The organism is Zobellella taiwanensis, assembly GCF_003012795.1.
In the GTDB taxonomy this organism is placed as follows: Bacteria; Pseudomonadota; Gammaproteobacteria; order Enterobacterales; family Aeromonadaceae; genus Oceanimonas; species Oceanimonas taiwanensis.
The window spans coordinates 118,200-136,548 of record NZ_PXYH01000010.1 but is presented as its reverse complement, the minus strand read 5'-3'; the positions used below and the strand labels follow the sequence as shown (position 1 = coordinate 136,548).

Here is an 18,349-nt window from a genome sequence, read left to right as displayed (position 1 = left end):
GGCCTGCCGCCAGCGTTCAATCTGAGCCATGATCAAACTCTTCAATTAAAGATTTGAGGCTCAATGAATATCTGAATTGCTGCTATTACTAGTGCACTTCACAAATCATTGAAAAACAGTATTTTTTGTTTCCCAATCGACTGCGAGTGCCCACACAGTTTGCTTGATAGATTGTTAAAGAGCGTTGACCGTTATCGGGTCAGGGCTGCGTATTCTACGCAATCCTTGGTGTTCGTCAAGTGCTGATTGAAACGTTATTTTGTTTTCTTTCAACTCTTGTGACCGTTGGCGTGTTGCCCCGTGTCAGTGGATGCGCATTATAGGGAGCCGCGCTTTTTGCGCAAGGGCTTTTTGGTGAAAAACGTCGCCCCAAGCACCGAATGCCGATTAACCCAGCAAAAACACAGGTTATCTACAAGATTATCAACACCCCGGGACCATAACCGCATTAAATCGCGCAAAAAACAAACACCTCAAAGTCTGCCTGGATCACAGTTACCACGTCTGCCGTCCAGGTAGCCCGACTTTCCCCGGCATTAGGCGCTATGCTGTTGAAGACAGGTTCCGTGTCAACACGACAACGAACCCGAGCCTTTTACTTATCCAGGATCTGATCGCCGATGAAGACTTCCCGTTCCCCCTTTCGCCTTCCTTATCCTGCCTTTGCCCTGCTGCTGGCAGTGGCCGGCTACATTGCCGTTGCTCTGAGCGGCCTGCAGCTTTCACCTGCGCTGATGTTTGCCGCCGGCCTGTTACTGGGAGGCGTTATCACTACTTTGGTTACCAAAGCTGCGCCTGCACCGCCGGCAGAGCTCCCCACTACGACCCTTTATGTGGGCAACCTGCCCTACCGTGCCAATGAGGCCTCGGTCAGGGAACTGTTCGAACCATTTGGCCAGGTCGTTTCGGTCAGACTGATGAAGGACAAAAACACCGGTAAGCGGCGGGGCTTTGGTTTTGTGGAAATGCCATCCGATGCCGCAACCGCAGCCCAGCAGGCCCTGAACGATACCGAATTTCAACAACGGACACTTAAAGTCAGGGAAGCGAATGAACGCAAGGAAGAAGATGCCGATCAGGAGTGACCGGGCTCGAACAGCCGCAATGGCCCCAGCCCTTCATGTTCAAAAATACGCGCCTGGGCTCTGGCCCTGTCGTTCAGGCGGGTACAAAACAAGGCTGTCGAAGGTGCAGGGTCTGTAGTCTCGCCATGGGTAACGCCCGACGCCAGCAGGGCACCAACCCGACGGGCAATGGCGGCGCCGGAATCAACAAAAGTGACTCCGGGCAGCAGTTGCTGCAATTCTTCCAACAGCAACGGGAAATGGGTGCATCCCAGCACCACCGTATCCGGTCCGTTGGCCGACCGCCAGGGAGCCAGCACCTCAGCCAGCCGGGCCAGATCCACCCTTTTACCCGATACCTTTTCTTCGGCCATTCTGACCAGGTCGGAGGTTCCAATCAGCGACACGTCGAGATCGGCCGCAAAATCCCGGATCAGGTCGGCGGTATAACGACGGGAGACGGTACCGGGGGTCGCCAGCAGGCCAACCCGCCCCCGCCCATAACGCCGGCTGTGCTCGGCAGCCGGCTTGATGGCAGGAACCACCCCCACTACCGGAATGGACAACAGGCGGCGCAGGGCCGGCAAGACATGGGTACTGGCGGTATTGCAGGCAATAACGGCAATATCCACACGATGACGGGCACAAAAATCGGCAAACAGTTGCTCGACCCGGGCAACCAGCTGCGGCTCGCTCAGTTCCCCGTAAGGAAAAAAGGCGTTATCAAACAGGTAAAAGTAATGCTGCCCCGGCAAGGCCTTGTGGATCTCCCGGTAAACAGAGAGACCGCCTACGCCGGAGTCGAAAAGAAGAATGGATGCCACGGACCGCCCTCACTGTGCAAGGGCGCCATGATAGCGCCAAACGCGAGGATGAAAAAGCCGGCGCAAGGGCCGGCTTGAGGGTCAGAAGCGATAGTCGGCGCCGAGGTAGAACTCCATGCCGGGGGTATCGTAGCCGGAGACCACCTGGTAGTCCTTGTCGAACAGGTTATTGATCTTGCCGTTCAGGGTCAGGTTTTGGGTCAGCGGGTAACGGGCACCGATATTCCAGAGGGTGTAGGAAGGCATAACAATATCTTCATAACTCACGTGGTGAATATCATTTCTTTCGCCAACATATATTACTTGCGCAAACAAATTTGCTTTAGCCACGTCGATATCACCGGTCCAGCTGGCCTTGCGCTTGGCACGACGATTTAGCTGCTTAGCATCCTTGATGCTCTTAGCATTAGTATATTCATATATGAGAGTATGATGCACAGCCCCAGTATCAGCCTTAACAACAAGCTCAGCCCCTCTGATGAGAGTATCAACATTTTCTGTTGAGTTTTCATAATTGACAATCATATTATCAACTTCATTACGATAAAAGTTTAACTGCCAATCAATCAGATTATAATCACCGGAAAATCCCAACTCCCAGTTTTTAGATGTTTCTGGATTAAGCTCTGGGTTACCACCACCCCAAACCGGATGTTTAGGATAATATAAATCAGTAAAGCTTGGAGCTCTAAAGGCGGTACCGTAACTAAGTATTGCCTTATGCCCTTCAGGAAGCTCAAGTGACAAAGCGCTTTGCCAAGTACCATGAGTTCCGAACTGTTCGTTATCATCCACACGGCCAGTCAACTCAAGAGTAAGCGGTGACCACGTCTGGTAAGCAGAGACAAATAAACCGGTATTATCACGATCTGGCGCCGTAAAACTTGTGCTTCTGGATAACAAACGATCTTGTTGCCAATCCATACCAGTTAAAACGTAGGCCTGCTCGGCATAATAATACTGAATCAGGCCATCAACCCGGGTGGTGGCGGTGTTGGCAATATCGGCAGTATGCTGCCCATCACTTTTGTTCCAGTCCTCGGACTTAAATTCGCCATAACTGGCATTAAGCTGGCCAACTAACTGTTCGTCCTGATAGCGCAGACCAGTATCAACTTGATACGCTTTGGTATTACTGCTGTCAGAGCCAGGAAAACCAAAGTCTGGCTCATAATAATCATATTCCAGATTATTTTCCCAAGCATTAAGGTTGGCATCCAACGTCCAGTTCTGATCCAGCTGATGTTCCATACCCAGCGTCAGGTTTTTGCTGTCAAAGCCATCGCGGTCAGGCTGACTGTTGTCAGGCACCACATCATAGCCCCGGGTTTCCCGGTAGCCGGTGGCCAGCTGCAGCCGGGTGGCATTGGTGACCCACTGGTTGATGGACACATCGGCGGCATAGTAGTCGTTGCTGCCGGTGGTCACACCCACCTGAGCACTGTTTACTTTCGAAGTGGTGATGATATTGACCACGCCACCAATGGCACGGGAGCCGTAAATGGCGGCACGGGGACCGCGAATGTATTCGATGCGCTCCACGTTGTTGACCGGCAACTGACTGAAATCGACGTTCGAATTCACCATTTGTGCCATCGGGCGGCCATTCAGCAGCACCAGCACATGATCGGACTCGGTACCACGTACAAACAAACTGGTCTGCTGACCAATGCCGCCGTTTTGAGTACCAAACTGCATACCCGGCAGGGTTTCCAGCAAGTCGACCAGCGAGCGGGGCTGGCGGCGTTCGATATCGGCCTTGGTGATCACTTCCACCGGCGCCAGGGCGCTGGTCAGCGGCTGCTCTACCCGGTTGTAAATGGTAATGGAGGTGGTGTCGGTTGAATTCTGGGCAAAGGCGGCCCATGGCAGCAGTGCGGCTGCCAACAGCTTTCTGGACATGTTCTTCCCTAGTTCGCGTAGTGAGGCCCGCGGGCCTGTGGCTCTCTCTTTGGCAGGTATTCGGGCTTGAGGGCTCGGGCTGTTGCCCACCTACGGCGACGGCTTCCCACCTTGCGGCAGTGCCTGGGCGTTGCCCGTGTCGCTTTCGTTCCTTCTTACCGCTGCGCGCCAGCTCCGGATTTGCACCGGATTCCCGTTTACGCCTGTCGGCACCAAAGTGCGGGCATTATAGGGAAAGCCTCCCGGACTGTATATGAAAAACAGCCATAAAGAATGCTGGATGGCCATACTGTTCCAGGATGTCCACAAACTGGACAAACGGACCAGAGTCCTTAGAATCGGCGGCTCGCCGTACAGGAGCCCGATCATGACCCACCTCGATATCCCCCACTACACTCGCCAACTGGACGAAAAGGCCGAACGCCTGCGCCGGGAGTTTGCCGGTTTCGCCCCGCCGGCACTGGAGGTATTTGCTTCCGCCCCTGCGCATTACCGGATGCGGGCCGAGTTTAGGGTATGGCATGAGGGCGACGACCTCTACTACATCATGTTCGATCAGGCCAGCAAGCAGAAATACCGGGTAGACCGCTTCCCCGCCGCCTCTTTGCTGATCAACAAGGCCATGCCGTTGTTGCTGGAGGCCATGCGGCCGGTGCCCGCACTGCGCCGCAAGCTGTTTCAGGTGGATTTTCTCTCCTCGCTCAGCGGCGAGCTGGTGATCAGCCTGCTCTACCATCGCCAGTTGGACGAGGACTGGCACGCCGCCGTCCAGAGCCTGCGCCACACCCTGAACAGCCAGGGCGTGGCGGCCCACATTATCGGTCGGGCCAAAAAGCAAAAGTGGGTGGTAGAGCGCGATTATGTGGTGGAGAAGCTGCAGGTGGCAGGCCGGGAGCTGGTCTACCAGCAGGTGGAAAACAGCTTTACCCAGCCCAATGCCGGCATGAACGAACAGATGCTGGCCTGGGCCCTGGATGTCACCCGGGGTGCCGCGGGCGATCTGCTCGAGCTCTACTGCGGCAACGGCAACTTTTCCCTCGCCCTTGCCGCCAACTTCCGCCGGGTGCTGGCCACCGAGATTTCCAGCTCTTCGGTCAGATCGGCCCAGTACAACATCGCCGCCAACGGCATCGATAACGTGGCCATACTGCGGATGTCGGCGGAAGAGTTCACCCAGGCCATGCGCGGTGTGCGCGAGTTCCGCCGTCTGCAGGGCATCGATCTGCCCAGCTATCACTGCAACACCATACTGGTGGATCCGCCCCGGGCCGGCCTGGACGAGGATACCCTGCGCCTGGTGCAGGAATACGACAATATCGTCTATATTTCCTGCAACCCGGACACCCTGCGCCAGAACCTGGATAGCCTGGCCGGCACGCACCGGATCAGCCGCTTCGCCCTGTTCGACCAGTTCCCTTATACCCATCATATGGAAGCCGGGGTTTACCTGACCCGCAAGTCATAACGCAAAAGGGGAGCCGAAGCTCCCCTTTTCATTAGCGGACCCTGATTCAGTCCAGCATATAGTTGGCGGGCAGTTCGATACGGGCCACGCCGGACTCGACCGCAGCCACGGCCACGGCGCGGGCCACGCGCGGCAGCAGGCGCGGATCCATCGGCTTGGGGATCACATAGTCCTTGCCAAACTCCAGGGCTTCCACCCCTGCGGCGGCCAGCACTTCCCGGGGCACCGGCTCCTTGGCCAGACCGCGGATGGCTTCCACCGCCGCCACTTTCATCACATCGTTGATGCAGGAAGCCCGCACGTCCAGGGCACCGCGGAAGATAAAGGGGAAGCAAAGCACGTTGTTGACCTGGTTGGGATAGTCGGAGCGACCGGTTCCCATCACCAGATCCTGGCGCACGGAATGAGCCAGCTCGGGCTTGATTTCCGGATCCGGGTTGGAGCAGGCGAAGATCACCGGCTTTTCCGCCATCATGGCCACAGCCTCGGCCGGCAGCACGTCCGGGCCGGACACGCCGACGAACACATCGGCGTCGGTGATGACGTCTTCCAGGGTGCGTTTGTCGGTATTGTTGGCAAACAACGCCTTGTATTCGTTGAGATCGTCGCGACGAGTGTGGATAACGCCGTTGCGATCCAGCATGTAGATGTTTTCACGCTGGGCGCCGCACTTGATCAGCAGCTCCATACAGGCCACGGCGGCGGCGCCGGCGCCCATGCACACGATGCGCGAGTCGGCAATGTCCTTGCCCTGGATTTCCAGCGCGTTGAGCATACCGGCGGCGGTCACAATGGCGGTGCCGTGCTGGTCATCATGGAATACCGGCACATTGCAGCGCTCAATCAGGGCCTTTTCAATTTCGAAGCACTCGGGCGCCTTGATGTCTTCCAGGTTGATACCGCCGAAAGTGTCGGCAATGGCCGCCACGGTCTGGATGAATTCTTCGGTGGTGCGGTGTTTGACTTCGATGTCAATGGAGTCAAGGCCGGCGAAGCGCTTGAACAACAGGGCCTTGCCTTCCATCACCGGCTTGGACGCCAGCGGGCCCAGGTTGCCCAGCCCCAGAATGGCCGTGCCGTTGCTGATCACCGCCACCAGGTTACCTTTGGCGGTATATTTGTAGGCGTTTTCGGGATCGGCGGCAATTTCACGCACCGGCTCGGCGACACCGGGGCTGTAGGCCAGGGCCAGATCCTTGGCGGTTTCGGCTGGTTTGCTGATTTCTACGGATATCTTGCCCGGCTTGGGGAAAGCATGATAGTCGAGCGCTTTTTGACGAAAATCGGTCATTTCTGCGAGTACCCTGATGCGATTGTTGACATTTTTACGATTACACTGTGAACAAGTTTACCACAATGTTTATACAATGTGATAATAATCAACTTATTTCACCTTGCCCAGTCCGATCCAGTTATTTTTCTCGGTAGAACTGCCAGGGATGGTTAAGCCACAGCTGCCATCCCGGCTCCTGATGTTGCACCCACCCCCGCAAAAACAGCCAGTCACCGGCGCCAACATGGGCCAGAGCCTGCCGGTCAGCGGCGGGCAAACGATTGCCACTGAGCGCCCGGCCGCCCCCTTGCAGGTGCAATATGACCCTGTCACCACGCCACCGGACGTCTTGCACCCGAACCCGTAACCGCTGGATACCGCCCCCGACGGGACGCGCTTCCAGTGGCTGACTCCATACTCCCAGCCGTTGCCGGCGAGCCGCTTGCTCGGCCGCCAGCAGGCAAGGCCAATACGCCGTATTGGGCGGGAGCAGGAGCAACTCCCCCAGGCCGGCAGCCAGCATGCTGGCAACCAACAGCCTGCCGTCTCCGGTAAGTGGGTGAGCCAGCAGTCGGCCATAATCATCACGCCTTTCCGGCCCAAAAACCAGTTTCAATCGACTCCCTTTTTCGATTTTCTTGGCCAACCACCGGGCAGCGGCGAGGGCTCCGTCTTCGGCCGCTGCCGAACGGTGTTTGTTTAATTCCGGGGTGTCAATGCCGATAAAGCGAATTACTCGGCCATCCATCAAAAGGATGGTGTCACCATCCAGAATTTTCCGGACAGTTACGGTTTCATGCTGATGCAGCCGAGGGCAGTCATTGCCGAGGACGGAAAGGCTAACAAGCAGTAGAAACCACAACCATGGCCACATAAACAGGAGGCAAGGAGGTTAATAACGCTAACCATGGGCGGGAATGGGTTCGCCGGCAAGTATTGCAGGCAACAAAAAAGCGCCCGTAGGCGCTTTTTTGTGGAGATCGCGACAGCTTATTTTTTGCTGCCCAGCACGCCGAAACGCTTGTTGAAGCGATCAACACGGCCGCCGGTATCAACGATCTTCTGCTTGCCGGTGAAGAAGGGGTGGCAGGCGGAGCAAACGTCCAGGTTCAGATCGTGGCCCAGGGTAGAGCGGGTCTTGATCTCGTTACCGCAAGAACATTTGGCAACAATTTCTTTGTATTCCGGATGGATACCTTGTTTCATGGACAACCTCTGTCAGTAGGCCGTGTCGCTATCTGATCCTGAGCCAGACACCACACGAGTGATACACGTTTTGTGAAGGGTGCGAATCATATAGGATCGCCTTTTTGCAGGCAAGAAAAAGCGGGGGAAAAAACAGCAATGTCGATACCGTCCGGGCATGGCCTGGTGAGGGTGGTTTTGCCGGTTCCGCTGCGGCGGGAATTTGATTATCTGTGCCCGCTGCCCCTGCCCGAGCCCGGCTGCCGGGTTTGGGTGCCCTTCGGCAACCGCAAGCTGGTCGCCCTGGTGGTTGGCCATCCGTCGGACCCGGATATCGATACCGCCAAAATCAAGCCGGTGGAGTGCCGGATAGACGCCGCGCCGGTGCTCGGACCGGCCGAATTGCGCCTGCTCAACTGGGCCGCCCGCTACTATCTGCATCCGCCGGGCGAGGTGTACTTCCAGGCCCTGCCGACCCTGCTGCGCAAGGGGGAAGCCGCCGCTTACCGCAGGCTTGAATACTGGCACCGGCTGGCATCCGACCGGGCTCCGCCGGCCCAGGCGATACGGCAGCGCCAGGCGCTGGAACTGCTGGCCAACGGCCCCATGACCCAGGGCGAACTGGCCGCCCGGGGTATCGCCGGCACCGTGCTGGCCAACCTGGCCAAGAACGCTCTGGCCGAAAAGCGGGAGCATCTTCCCGAACCCCGGGACTGGCGCTCACCGCCTCCCGGTCCGCAGGAAGAAAGGCCAAGGCTGACCACGGAGCAGGCCCTGGCGGTCAGCCTGGTGCAGCAGGCCAGCGGCTTCAGCCCCTTTTTACTGGAGGGCATCACCGGCTCGGGCAAGACCGAAGTCTATCTGCAGGCGATGGAGCCGGTCCTGGCCAGCGGCCGCCAGGTACTGGTGATGGTGCCGGAAATCGGCCTCACCCCCCAGACCATAGCCCGCTTCCAGCGCCGCTTCGGACTACCGATCTGTACCCTGCACTCGGCACTGAGCGAGCGGGAGCGGCTCGATGCCTGGCTGTCGTGCCGGGACGGCAGCGCCGCCATTGTGATCGGCACCCGCTCCGCCCTGTTGACCCCCTTTCAATGGCTGGGGCTGATCATCATCGACGAGGAACACGACGCTTCCTTCAAACAACAGGACGGCTTCCGCTACCACGCCCGGGATCTGGCCCTGCTGCGGGCGCGCCAGCAGGACATTCCCATCCTGCTCGGATCGGCGACCCCGAGCTTTGAGAGCCTGCACAACGCGGCCAGTGGCAAGTACCGCCTGCTGACCCTCAGCCAGCGCCCGGCCGGGGCCACCACTGCCGAGCACCGTTTGCTCGACAGCAAACACGTGCAGTTGCAGGCTGGCCTGTCGCCCCAGTTGCTGGCCCTGATGGAGCAAGAGCTGGCCGGGGGCAACCAGGTGATGCTATTCCTCAACCGGCGCGGCTATGCTCCCGTTCTGCTGTGCCATGACTGCGGCTGGCTGGCCGACTGCGAGCGCTGCGACGCCCACTATACCTGGCACAAAAGCCGCCAGCGCCTGCACTGCCACCACTGCGACCACCAGCGCCCACTGCCGCCGGCCTGCCCTCAGTGCGGCGGCAACCAGTTGCTCGGCACCGGGCTGGGTACCGAGCAGGTGGAGCAGGCCCTGACCGGGCTGTTTCCCCAGTACAGCACCATCCGTATCGATCGGGACAACACCCGCCGCAAAGGCAGCTTCGAACAGCACCTGGACGGCATCCGCGCCGGCAAATACCAAATCCTCATCGGCACCCAGATGCTGGCCAAAGGCCATCATTTCCCCGACGTCACCCTGGTGGCCATGCTGGATGTGGACGGCGCGCTTTTTGCCGGCGATTTTCGCGCCACGGAACGATTCGCCCAGCTCTATATCCAGGTGGCCGGCCGGGCCGGCCGGGCCAGCAAGCCGGGACGGGTGATCCTGCAGACCCACCACCCGGATCACGCCCTGCTGCAGGATCTGGCCAACCAGGGTTACCATCATTTTGCCCATACCGCCCTGGCCGAACGCCGGCGGGCCGGGCTGCCACCGTTCAGCTTCCAGGCCCTGTTCCGCTGCCAGGCTCCACAACAAGCCGCCTGCCAGGCTTTTCTGCAGCACCTGACCCAGCAGTTGCATCCCCAACTGCCCGCCGCCGTGCTGTGCCTGGGTCCTTTCAGCGCCCAGATGGAACGCAAGGCCGGCCAATATCGTTATCAGTTGCTGTTGCAGTCGGACCAGCGGCGGGAGCTGGCCCTGGCCTGCCGGCGGGCCCTGGCCATCATCGACACCCTGCCCGCGGCCCGCAAGGTGCGCTGGTCGCTGGACATGGATCCGCAGGAATTATGGTAGGGCTCAGTGGCACGGGCCGCTCTGGGGATCGGGCCTGAGCATCGACATCAGGAAGGCCAACGCCGGCCGGCAGTTGCGTTCGGCCATCAATTGCTGGGTGTAATGACCACGGATCGGCAGTACCTCCAGCCAGCGCTGGGCGATCCAGGCGGCATCCTGCCAGCGGGGCACGGGATGCAACTCGGCCAGCTCGGGATATTCATCGAACACCTCCCGCAGCTTGTCGGCCAGCACCTGCTCGGTAGGGGAAAGGGCGCAGGGATCCCAGTTATCGAGCAATGCGACCTCGGCCTGCAACAGGCCGTCTTGCTCACGCTCCAGCCCGAGGATACGAAAGCGTTCGGTGGCTTCGACCGTGATCCCCAGCAGGCCGTCGTCCAGGGTATAGAAATCCACTATCCGGACCCGGGTGCCGAGTGCAAACAAGTCGCCGCCTTCCTCTTCGCCCTCGTCGAGCATGCCGATACCGAAACCAAGACCATGGCGACCGGCCTGCGCCACCATGCGCAGATAGCGGGGTTCAAAGATGCGCAGCGGCACCCGGCCTCCGGGCATCAGGTGCAGCGTCAGCGGTAACAAGGCCAGTTTCATAGCGGGTTTCCTGCCGTTCACTATCTGTAACAACAGACCCGTTTTTGCTGGCGCCGCTTTCAATCGGGGCCGCCCCCGACCCTCGACGGTAGTTTTCTGGGCCCGTTATGAGTAGAATTTGTGCCCCCCAGGTTATCTCCGACCTTGTCTTAATTTTGGTGAACTGACAATGAAAGAACATATTCAAGCCCTGCTTGAGCAAACGGTCTCAACCCTGCAACAACAAGGCAAACTGCCCGCCGAGCTGGAGCCCCGCATCCAGGTTGACCGCACCAAAGACAAGGCCCACGGAGATCTGGCCACCAACCTGGCCCTGCTGCTGGCCAAACCCGCCGGACAAAATCCCCGGGCCCTGGCCCAACTGCTGGTGGACAACCTGCCCGCCTCCGAGCTGGTGGCCAAAACCGAGCTGGCCGGCCCCGGCTTTATCAACTTCTTCCTCGACAGCAACTGGCTGGCCCGCCAAATCGACGCCATGGTGGCCGACGCCCGTGCCGGTGTCGCAACCGCCGAGCAGCCGCAGACGGTGGTGGTGGACTACTCCGCCCCCAACGTGGCCAAGGAAATGCACGTGGGCCACCTGCGCTCCACCATCATCGGCGATGCCGTGGTGCGTACCCTCGAATTCCTCGGCCACCAGGTGATCCGCGCCAACCATATCGGCGACTGGGGTACCCAGTTCGGCATGCTGATCGCCCACCTGGAGGCGCTGGAAAAACAGAACCCCGAGGTGCTGTCCTCCGGCCTGTCGGATCTCGAGCAGTTTTACCGGGAGTCCAAACAGCAGTACGACGCCGACCCGGATTTTGCCGAACGTGCGCGCAACTATGTGGTGCGCCTGCAGGGCGGCGATGATTACTGCCTGAACATGTGGCAGAAGCTGGTGGACATCACCTTGCAGCACAACCAGCAGGTCTACGACCGGCTCAACGTCTCCCTGAGCCCGGCGGACGTGATGGGCGAAAGCATGTACAACCCCATGCTGGCAGACATCGTCGCCGATCTGCAGCAACAGGGCCTGGCAGTGGAAGACGACGGCGCCATCGTCGTTTACCTGGACGAATACAAGAACAAGGACGGCGACCCCATGGGCGTCATCATCCGCAAGAAGGATGGTGGCTACCTCTACACCACCACCGATATTGCCTGCGCCAAGTACCGCTACGAGCGGCTGGGCGCCGACCGGGTGCTGTACTTCATCGACTCCCGCCAGCACCAGCACCTGATGCAGGCCTGGAGCATAGTGCGCCGGGCGGGCTATGTGCCGGAAACCGTCAGCCTGGAACACCACGCCTTTGGCATGATGCTGGGCAAGGACGGCCGCCCCTTCAAAACCCGTTCCGGCGGCACCATCAAACTGGTGGATCTGCTCGACGAGGCAGAAGAGCGCGCCGCCGCCCTGCTGGCCCAGAAACAGACCGACCTTGACGACGAGGAAAAGGCCCGTATCGTCAACCGGGTGGCGATGGCCGCGGTAAAATACGCCGATCTCTCCAAGAGCCGCACCACCGACTACATCTTCGACTGGGACAACATGCTGTCCTTCGAGGGCAACACCGCCCCCTACCTGCAGTATGCATACACCCGGGTGCAGTCCATTTTCCGCAAGGCCGGCGTAACCGCCGCCGGGCTGGACGGCAGGGTGCACATACAGGCACCGGCGGAAGAAGCCCTGGCCCAGAAACTGGTGCAGTTCAACGACACCGTCCGCGCCGTGGCCGACAAGGGCATGCCGCACCTGCTGTGCCTCTATCTTTACGAACTGTCCGGCGCCTTTATGAGCTTCTACGAAGCCTGCCCCATCAACAAGGACGGGGTGACCACCGCCGAACGTGCCAGCCGGCTGCGCCTGTGCGCCGCCACCGCCCGGGTGCTCGAGCTTGGCCTGTCCCTGCTCGGCATCGACACCCTGGAGCGGATGTAATCCATGGCCAGGGATTACGTCCGTCGCAGCAAGTCCCAAAAAACCAGCCGCGGCTCCCGCGCCGGCGGCCGGGCCCGGGCCCCGGAGCGGCGCATTCCCTGGCTGGCCCTGATACTGGCGCTGGCGCTGCTGGGCGGCCTTGGCTACCTGATCCTCCTGATCAAGGGCTCGGCCGCTCCCCCGCCGGCGCCACCAGCCTCTGCCCCCGCCGCTGCACAGCAGGGCGCGCCGGTCAATCCCATCGATCAAAAGCCGGTGGAGAAGTGGCGCTACATCGAACAGCTGGAAAACAAGGAAATCATCGTCGATGTGCCCAAGCCCGCCGATGAGCGCAACAAGCCGGCACCGGAGCCGGCCAAGAGCTATGTGATGCAATGCGGTTCGTTCCGCTCCGCCGACCAGGCAGAGCAGCTCAAGGCCCGCATTGCCTTCCAGGGGCTGGCCTCGGAAGTGCGCCGCAGCGAAGGCAGCAACGGCATCTGGTACAGGGTCATCATGGGGCCCTACCCGAGCCAGCGGGCTGCCGAGCAGGACAAGCACAAGATGAGCCGGCTCAACACCGATTGCGTGGTCCGCCAGGGTTGAAGTCCCGCCCCGGCGCCCCCATTACTGTGGACATGACATTCTTGCCGGCCCGGCCGGCTACACCGTCGAGTGAGGTTCACAGTGACAACAATCGTTTCAGTTCGCCGTAACGGCAAGGTAGTGATCGGTGGCGATGGCCAGGTTTCCCTGGGCAACACCGTGATGAAAGGCAACGCCCGCAAGGTGCACCGCCTGTTCAACGGCAAGGTGCTGGCCGGTTTTGCCGGTGGTACCGCCGATGCCTTTACCCTGCTGGAACGGTTTGAAGCCAAGCTGCAGGCCCACCAGGGCAACCTGGAGCGCGCCGCCGTGGCCCTGGCCAAGGACTGGCGGACCGACAGAACCCTGCGCCGCCTGGAAGCCCTGCTGGCGGTAGCCGACGACAAACACTCCTTTATCATCACCGGCAATGGCGATGTGGTACAGCCCGAACAGGACCTGATCGCCATCGGCTCCGGCGGCGCCTTTGCCCAGTCCGCCGCCCGCGCCCTGCTGGAAAACACCGAACTGGAAGCCCGCGACATCGTCGAAAAGGCACTCACCATCGCCGGCGACATCTGCGTCTACACCAACCGCAACCAGACCATCGAAGAGCTCGACTACAGCCATTGATGCGGACCCGACTGACAGGATTTGATTATGTCTGAAATGACCCCGAGAGAAATCGTCCATGAGCTGGACCGCCACATCGTCGGCCAGTCCGAGGCCAAGCGCGCCGTGGCCATCGCCCTGCGCAACCGCTGGCGGCGCATGCAGCTCCAGCCCGAGCTGCGCCAGGAAGTCACCCCCAAGAACATCCTGATGATAGGCCCGACCGGGGTGGGCAAGACCGAAATTGCCCGCCGCCTGGCCAAGCTGGCGAATGCGCCCTTCATCAAGGTGGAAGCGACCAAGTTCACCGAAGTCGGCTATGTCGGCAAGGAAGTGGACTCCATCATCCGGGATCTGACCGACATCGCCATGAAGATGACCCGCGAGCAGCAGATGGAAAAATTCCGTCACCGGGCCGAGGAAGCGGCGGAAGAGCGCATCCTCGATGCCCTGCTGCCCAACCCGCGCAACACCTGGGGCGAGGAAGAAAAGGCCGACAACAGCAACAGCCGGCAGATTTTCCGCAAGAAACTGCGCGAGGGCCAGCTCGACGATAAAGAGATTGAAATCAATGTCTCGGCGCCGCAAATGGGGGTGGAAATCATGGCTCCCCCTGGTATGGAGGAGATGACCAACCAGTTGCAGAGCATGTTCCAGAACCTGTCCGGCAACACCAGCAAGCAGCGCAAAATGAAGATCAAGGATGCGCTCAAACTGCTGGTGGAAGAAGAGGCGGCCAAGCTGCTCAACCCGGAAGAACTGAAGGAGCAGGCCATCGCCGCGGTGGAAAACCAGGGCATAGTGTTCATCGACGAGATCGACAAAATCTGCAAGCGTGGCGAAAGTTCGGGCCCCGACGTATCCCGGGAAGGGGTACAGCGGGATCTGCTGCCGTTGGTGGAGGGCTGCACCGTCAATACCAAGCACGGCATGGTGCGTACCGACCACATGTTGTTTGTGGCCTCAGGCGCCTTCCAGGTGGCCAAGCCCTCGGATTTAATCCCCGAGCTGCAGGGCCGGTTGCCAATCCGGGTGGAGCTGAACTCCCTGACCACGGACGACTTCGAGCGCATCCTCACCGAGCCCAGCGCCTCGCTCACCGAGCAATACAAGGCCCTGCTGGCCACCGAAAACGTCAGCGTCGAATTTACCCGGGACGGTATCCGCCGCCTGGCGGAAGCGGCCTGGCGGGTCAACGAAACCACCGAAAATATCGGCGCCCGCCGCCTGCACACCGTGATGGAGCGGCTGCTGGACGAGCTGTCCTATGAAGCATCCGACAAATCCGGCGAAACCGTCACCATCGACGCCGACTATGTGGACCGTTACCTCAAGAACCTGGTCGAAGACGAGGATCTGAGCCGCTTTATCCTCTGATCCCGCCAATAACGGGAGCGGTCACATTATTGTGATTGAAAACCGCTCCCGCCTCTTTATACTGAGGTTACCTTGTTTCCAGATGTGGCTGACTCCATGGAATACAATACTTCTGAACTGTGCGATACCTATATGGACATGGTCGACGTCGTCGAGCCCATGTTCTCCAGCTTCGGCGGCCGCAGCTCCTTTGGCGGCGTCGTTTCCACCATCAAGTGCTTCGAGGCCAACGGGCTGATCCGGGAGGCGGTCAAGGAGAACGGCGTGGGCCGGGTATTGCTGATCGATGGCGGCGGCTCGTTGCGCCGGGCACTGATCGATGCCGATATCGCCGAAACGGCGGCGGAAAACGGCTGGGAAGGCATTGTCTGCTATGGCTGCGTAAGAGAAGTGGATACCCTGGAGGAGTTGGATATCGGCATCCAGGCCCTGGCCTCGATCCCGGTCGGCGCCGACGACAACGAAATTGGCGAGCGGGATATACCGGTCAACTTCGGCGGCGTCACCTTCCTGCCCGAAGACCATCTCTACGCCGATACCACCGGCATCATACTGTCGCCCGAGTCCCTGGACATAGAGTAACACCGAACACAACAACGCCGGCATTCGCCGGCGTTGTTCGTTTGCGCCGTCTGAATTCAGACGTTTTCTTCAACCTGGTCAATCTTGCCCAGAAGCACCTTCAGGCGTTCCTGCCAGGCATCGTGCTGTTGCTTCAGTTGCTGGTTTTCGTCACCCAGCCGGCCATTCTGTTCTTTCAGTTCTTCCACCTCCATCTGCAGCAGGGAAATGGTGTCGACCGCCGCTTGGATCTTGGCTTCCAGTTTTTCCAGTACATCAAAAGACATGCGCTAACCCCTAACATCGTTGTTGTCTGGCCTTCAGGCCCCTCAGCGCCCGAGCATACCCCGGCGGCCGGCGGACGACAAGCCGCCGCCGGCACACCACGCCCGATTGCGGCTTATTTGCGCCGGCTGCGTCATGCCCAATCCCGCCTCAGACGTTCTGGCTCATGTCGAGGGAGGGCTTGGCGCAGTCGGGCCGCCCCACCACCTTGGCCGGCACTCCGGCCACCGTGGTGTGGGCCGGAACCGGCTCCAGCACCACACTGCCGGCGCCAATTTTGGCCCCCTCGCCCACCTCGATATTGCCCAGGATCTTGGCGCCGGCACCAATCATCACGCCTTCCCGGATCTTGGGATGACGATCGCCGCCTTCCTTGCCGGTCCCGCCCAGGGTCACGCTTTGCAAAATGGAAACATCGTCTTCGATCACCGCGGTTTCGCCCACCACTATGCCGGTGGCGTGGTCGAACATGATGCCCTTGCCGATGCGCGCCGCCGGGTGCACGTCAACGCCGAACACCACCGAAATCTGGTTTTGCAGGTAAGTGGCCAGGGAACGACGGCCATGGCGCCACAGCCAGTTGGCGATGCGATACCCCTGCAGGGCATGAAACCCTTTGAGGTAAAGCAGGGGAGTGGAAAACAGCTCGACTGCGGGGTCCCGTTCCTGCACCGCGCAGATATCCATGGCGACCATGTCCAGGATGGCCGGCTCCTCCTCCAGCGCGACCTCAATGATCTCACGCAGGGAAATGGCGGGCATCACCGAGCTTTCCAGCTTGTTGGACAGGATAAAACTCAGCGCACACTTGAGCGAGTCGTGGTTGAGAATGGTGGAATAGAAGAAGCTGCCGAGCATCGGCTCTTCCGCGATCATGCGCTGGGCTTCTTCGCGAATGCGCTGCCAGGTTCTGGACTGAATACCGTCTTCCATGGGTTAAACCTTGTTTGCTGTAAATGGATGTTCGTTCATATGCTGAGAGCGGGCCTCACGGGGCACGACCGAGACAGGGTCCATATGGATAATGACATCGGTATCGGGAAACAGCCCGCGCAGCTCCCGCTCGGCCTGGTCGGCGATACGGTGTGCCTTCACCAGGGGCAATTGATCATCCAGCTCCAGGTGCAGCTGGATAAAGCGGGTCGGTCCCGACTGCCGGGTACGCAGTTCATGCAGGCCGCGTACCCCCTCTACCGCCAGGCAGGTGTCCATAATGCGCCTTTGCTCTTCTTCCGGCAACTGCCTGTCGAGCAGCATCTGCACCGAATCGTAACCGATTTTCAGCGCCCCCTTAAGGATATAGCCACCGATCAACACGGCAAAGGCACCATCGGCCCAATGCCAGCCATGCCAGGCCAGGGCAATGGCCAGTAGCACCCCAATATTGAGCAGAATATCCGAACGATAATGCAGTTGATCCGCGCGGATCGCTACCGAGTGGGTACGCCTGATCACATAGCCCTGAAACATTACCAGGCCGATGGTGAGCACCAGGGAAAACAGCATGACCCAGACACCGAGGCCGGCGTGGGTAACCTCCTGGGCATTCAACAGGCGGGAAATGCCATTGATGATCAGGAAAATGGCCGAACCGCTGATAAAGGCCGACTGGGCCAGCCCGGCCAGGGATTCGGCCTTGCCATGGCCAAACCTGTGGTCCCGATCCGGAGGCACCAGGGCATAGCGGATGGCCATCAGATTGATCAGCGATGCGCTGATATCGAGCAGGGAATCGGTAAGGGAAGCCAGCATGCTGGCCGAACCGGTGTAAAACCAGGCCAGCAACTTGGCCAGGATCATCAGTCCAGCCACCACCGACGCCGCTATGGCGGCGGTGGTAACCAAACGGGAATAGGAATGGGACATGGGGTGGCCGGTAAGGGAGTTTGGCCTAGTATAGCGCCGCCGTCCGTCGAATGTGAGCCCGCCCCGCCTTTACTCCGCCGGCCCGGGACAGGTCGGGCACCGGCCGGCTCAAAGATCGCACATCAGGCATTCCAGTTCCTGGCGGGCATCGTCAATCATACGGTACAATTCAAACGCATCCTGGCTCTCCAGGGAGAGACTGACCTGCCGGGCGGCGCATTCGCACACCAACTGCATGCCCTGCTCGCCGCGCCGGAAAAAGACCTTGTCCAGCTCGGCAACGAAACACTGCCCGCGCTCCGCGATCTCCACCTCCAGCCACCCGGTCGGGTTCACCACTATATGAGCGTGCACAGGGCTTTCGCCCGTCAGCACGTAATCGCACTGTCTGTTCAACATGGCCGTCATCCTCCTGCTGGCCGCTTCCTCCCGCCACCAGTGTAGAACAGCCTGCACCGTTCAATAAATAATCAATGAGGATCCATTTTTATGTGTGAAATA

General features: G+C 59.8%; 18 protein-coding genes and 1 riboswitch. Of the genes, 8 read left to right on the top strand and 10 right to left on the bottom strand.

From position 1 onward, the window contains the following. Positions 1-620: 620 nt before the first annotated feature. Complete coding sequence (locus C7I36_RS09240; protein ID WP_106453428.1) at positions 621-1,085, top strand: RNA recognition motif domain-containing protein; 465 nt, start codon at positions 621-623, stop codon at positions 1,083-1,085. On the opposite strand, the gene murI is transcribed toward C7I36_RS09240, so the two are convergent. Together murI and C7I36_RS09230 are read right to left on the bottom strand one after the other, a co-directional pair. Continuing rightward, a complete protein-coding gene (murI, locus tag C7I36_RS09235) occupies positions 1,076-1,888 on the bottom strand; it encodes a glutamate racemase (protein WP_106453427.1) in 813 nt (270 codons plus the stop codon). The two genes, C7I36_RS09240 and murI, sit on opposite strands and share 10 nt — an antisense overlap. Positions 1,889-1,969: 81 nt before the next feature. Next, on the bottom strand, positions 1,970-3,790 hold the full coding sequence (locus tag C7I36_RS09230; protein WP_106453426.1) for a TonB-dependent receptor domain-containing protein: 1,821 nt from the start codon (positions 3,788-3,790) through the stop codon (positions 1,970-1,972). A 34-nt stretch (positions 3,791-3,824) separates the two neighbouring features. Continuing rightward, positions 3,825-4,022, bottom strand: a riboswitch (cobalamin riboswitch). 135 nt (positions 4,023-4,157) lie between these two features. On the opposite strand from C7I36_RS09230, the gene trmA reads away from it, so the two are divergent. Further along, positions 4,158-5,255 (top strand): tRNA (uridine(54)-C5)-methyltransferase TrmA, encoded by a 1,098-nt coding sequence (gene trmA / locus C7I36_RS09225; RefSeq protein ID WP_106453425.1) that lies wholly within the window; start codon positions 4,158-4,160, stop codon positions 5,253-5,255. A gap of 46 nt (positions 5,256-5,301) precedes the next feature. Here trmA and C7I36_RS09220 read toward each other — a convergent pair whose 3' ends face one another. From C7I36_RS09220 to rpmE, 3 genes are all read right to left on the bottom strand, one after another. Then, positions 5,302-6,546, bottom strand: coding sequence for a malic enzyme-like NAD(P)-binding protein (locus C7I36_RS09220; protein WP_106453424.1), 1,245 nt, complete (start codon positions 6,544-6,546; stop codon positions 5,302-5,304). A gap of 121 nt (positions 6,547-6,667) precedes the next feature. After that, positions 6,668-7,390: a thermonuclease family protein gene (locus C7I36_RS09215; protein WP_181256333.1), complete on the bottom strand. Its 723-nt coding sequence runs from the start codon at positions 7,388-7,390 to the stop codon at positions 6,668-6,670. 128 nt (positions 7,391-7,518) lie between these two features. Next, on the bottom strand, positions 7,519-7,734 hold the full coding sequence (rpmE, locus tag C7I36_RS09210; RefSeq protein ID WP_014291179.1) for a 50S ribosomal protein L31: 216 nt from the start codon (positions 7,732-7,734) through the stop codon (positions 7,519-7,521). A 138-nt stretch (positions 7,735-7,872) separates the two neighbouring features. Between rpmE and priA the strand changes: the two genes are divergently transcribed. Continuing rightward, entirely contained in the window at positions 7,873-10,068 is a 2,196-nt protein-coding gene (gene priA, locus C7I36_RS09205) for a primosomal protein N' (RefSeq protein WP_106453422.1), read from the top strand. A 3-nt stretch (positions 10,069-10,071) separates the two neighbouring features. Here priA and C7I36_RS09200 read toward each other — a convergent pair whose 3' ends face one another. Further along, on the bottom strand, positions 10,072-10,659 hold the full coding sequence (locus C7I36_RS09200; protein ID WP_106453421.1) for an LON peptidase substrate-binding domain-containing protein: 588 nt from the start codon (positions 10,657-10,659) through the stop codon (positions 10,072-10,074). A gap of 169 nt (positions 10,660-10,828) precedes the next feature. Here C7I36_RS09200 and argS point away from each other — a divergent pair, with 169 nt between their 5' ends. The 5 genes from argS (at position 10,829) to rraA (ending at position 15,718) form a co-directional block, all read left to right on the top strand. Then, positions 10,829-12,583 carry an arginine--tRNA ligase gene (argS, locus tag C7I36_RS09195; protein WP_106453420.1) on the top strand — a complete coding sequence of 585 codons (1,755 nt, stop codon included), beginning with the start codon at positions 10,829-10,831 and terminating at the stop codon, positions 12,581-12,583. Positions 12,584-12,586: 3 nt separating this feature from the next. Further along, on the top strand, positions 12,587-13,168 hold the full coding sequence (locus tag C7I36_RS09190) for an SPOR domain-containing protein (protein ID WP_106453419.1): 582 nt from the start codon (positions 12,587-12,589) through the stop codon (positions 13,166-13,168). Between the two features lie 81 nt (positions 13,169-13,249). Continuing rightward, the gene (gene hslV, locus C7I36_RS09185; protein WP_106453418.1) at positions 13,250-13,780 is read left to right on the top strand and encodes an ATP-dependent protease subunit HslV; all 531 of its coding nucleotides are present in this window, start codon (positions 13,250-13,252) and stop codon (positions 13,778-13,780) included. A 27-nt stretch (positions 13,781-13,807) separates the two neighbouring features. After that, positions 13,808-15,136 (top strand): ATP-dependent protease ATPase subunit HslU, encoded by a 1,329-nt coding sequence (gene hslU, locus C7I36_RS09180; RefSeq protein WP_106453417.1) that lies wholly within the window; start codon positions 13,808-13,810, stop codon positions 15,134-15,136. Between the two features lie 96 nt (positions 15,137-15,232). Beyond that, entirely contained in the window at positions 15,233-15,718 is a 486-nt protein-coding gene (rraA, locus tag C7I36_RS09175; protein WP_106453416.1) for a ribonuclease E activity regulator RraA, read from the top strand. 56 nt (positions 15,719-15,774) lie between these two features. Here rraA and C7I36_RS09170 read toward each other — a convergent pair whose 3' ends face one another. The 4 genes from C7I36_RS09170 to C7I36_RS09155 form a co-directional block, all read right to left on the bottom strand. Beyond that, positions 15,775-15,984, bottom strand: a complete 210-nt coding sequence (locus C7I36_RS09170; RefSeq protein WP_106453415.1) for a cell division protein ZapB — start codon at positions 15,982-15,984, stop codon at positions 15,775-15,777. 148 nt (positions 15,985-16,132) lie between these two features. After that, complete coding sequence (gene cysE / locus C7I36_RS09165; RefSeq protein WP_106453414.1) at positions 16,133-16,915, bottom strand: serine O-acetyltransferase; 783 nt, start codon at positions 16,913-16,915, stop codon at positions 16,133-16,135. A gap of 3 nt (positions 16,916-16,918) precedes the next feature. After that, entirely contained in the window at positions 16,919-17,848 is a 930-nt protein-coding gene (gene fieF, locus C7I36_RS09160) for a cation efflux pump FieF (protein WP_106453413.1), read from the bottom strand. A gap of 108 nt (positions 17,849-17,956) precedes the next feature. After that, on the bottom strand, positions 17,957-18,247 hold the full coding sequence (locus C7I36_RS09155) for a hypothetical protein (protein WP_106453412.1): 291 nt from the start codon (positions 18,245-18,247) through the stop codon (positions 17,957-17,959). Positions 18,248-18,349: the final 102 nt, after the last annotated feature.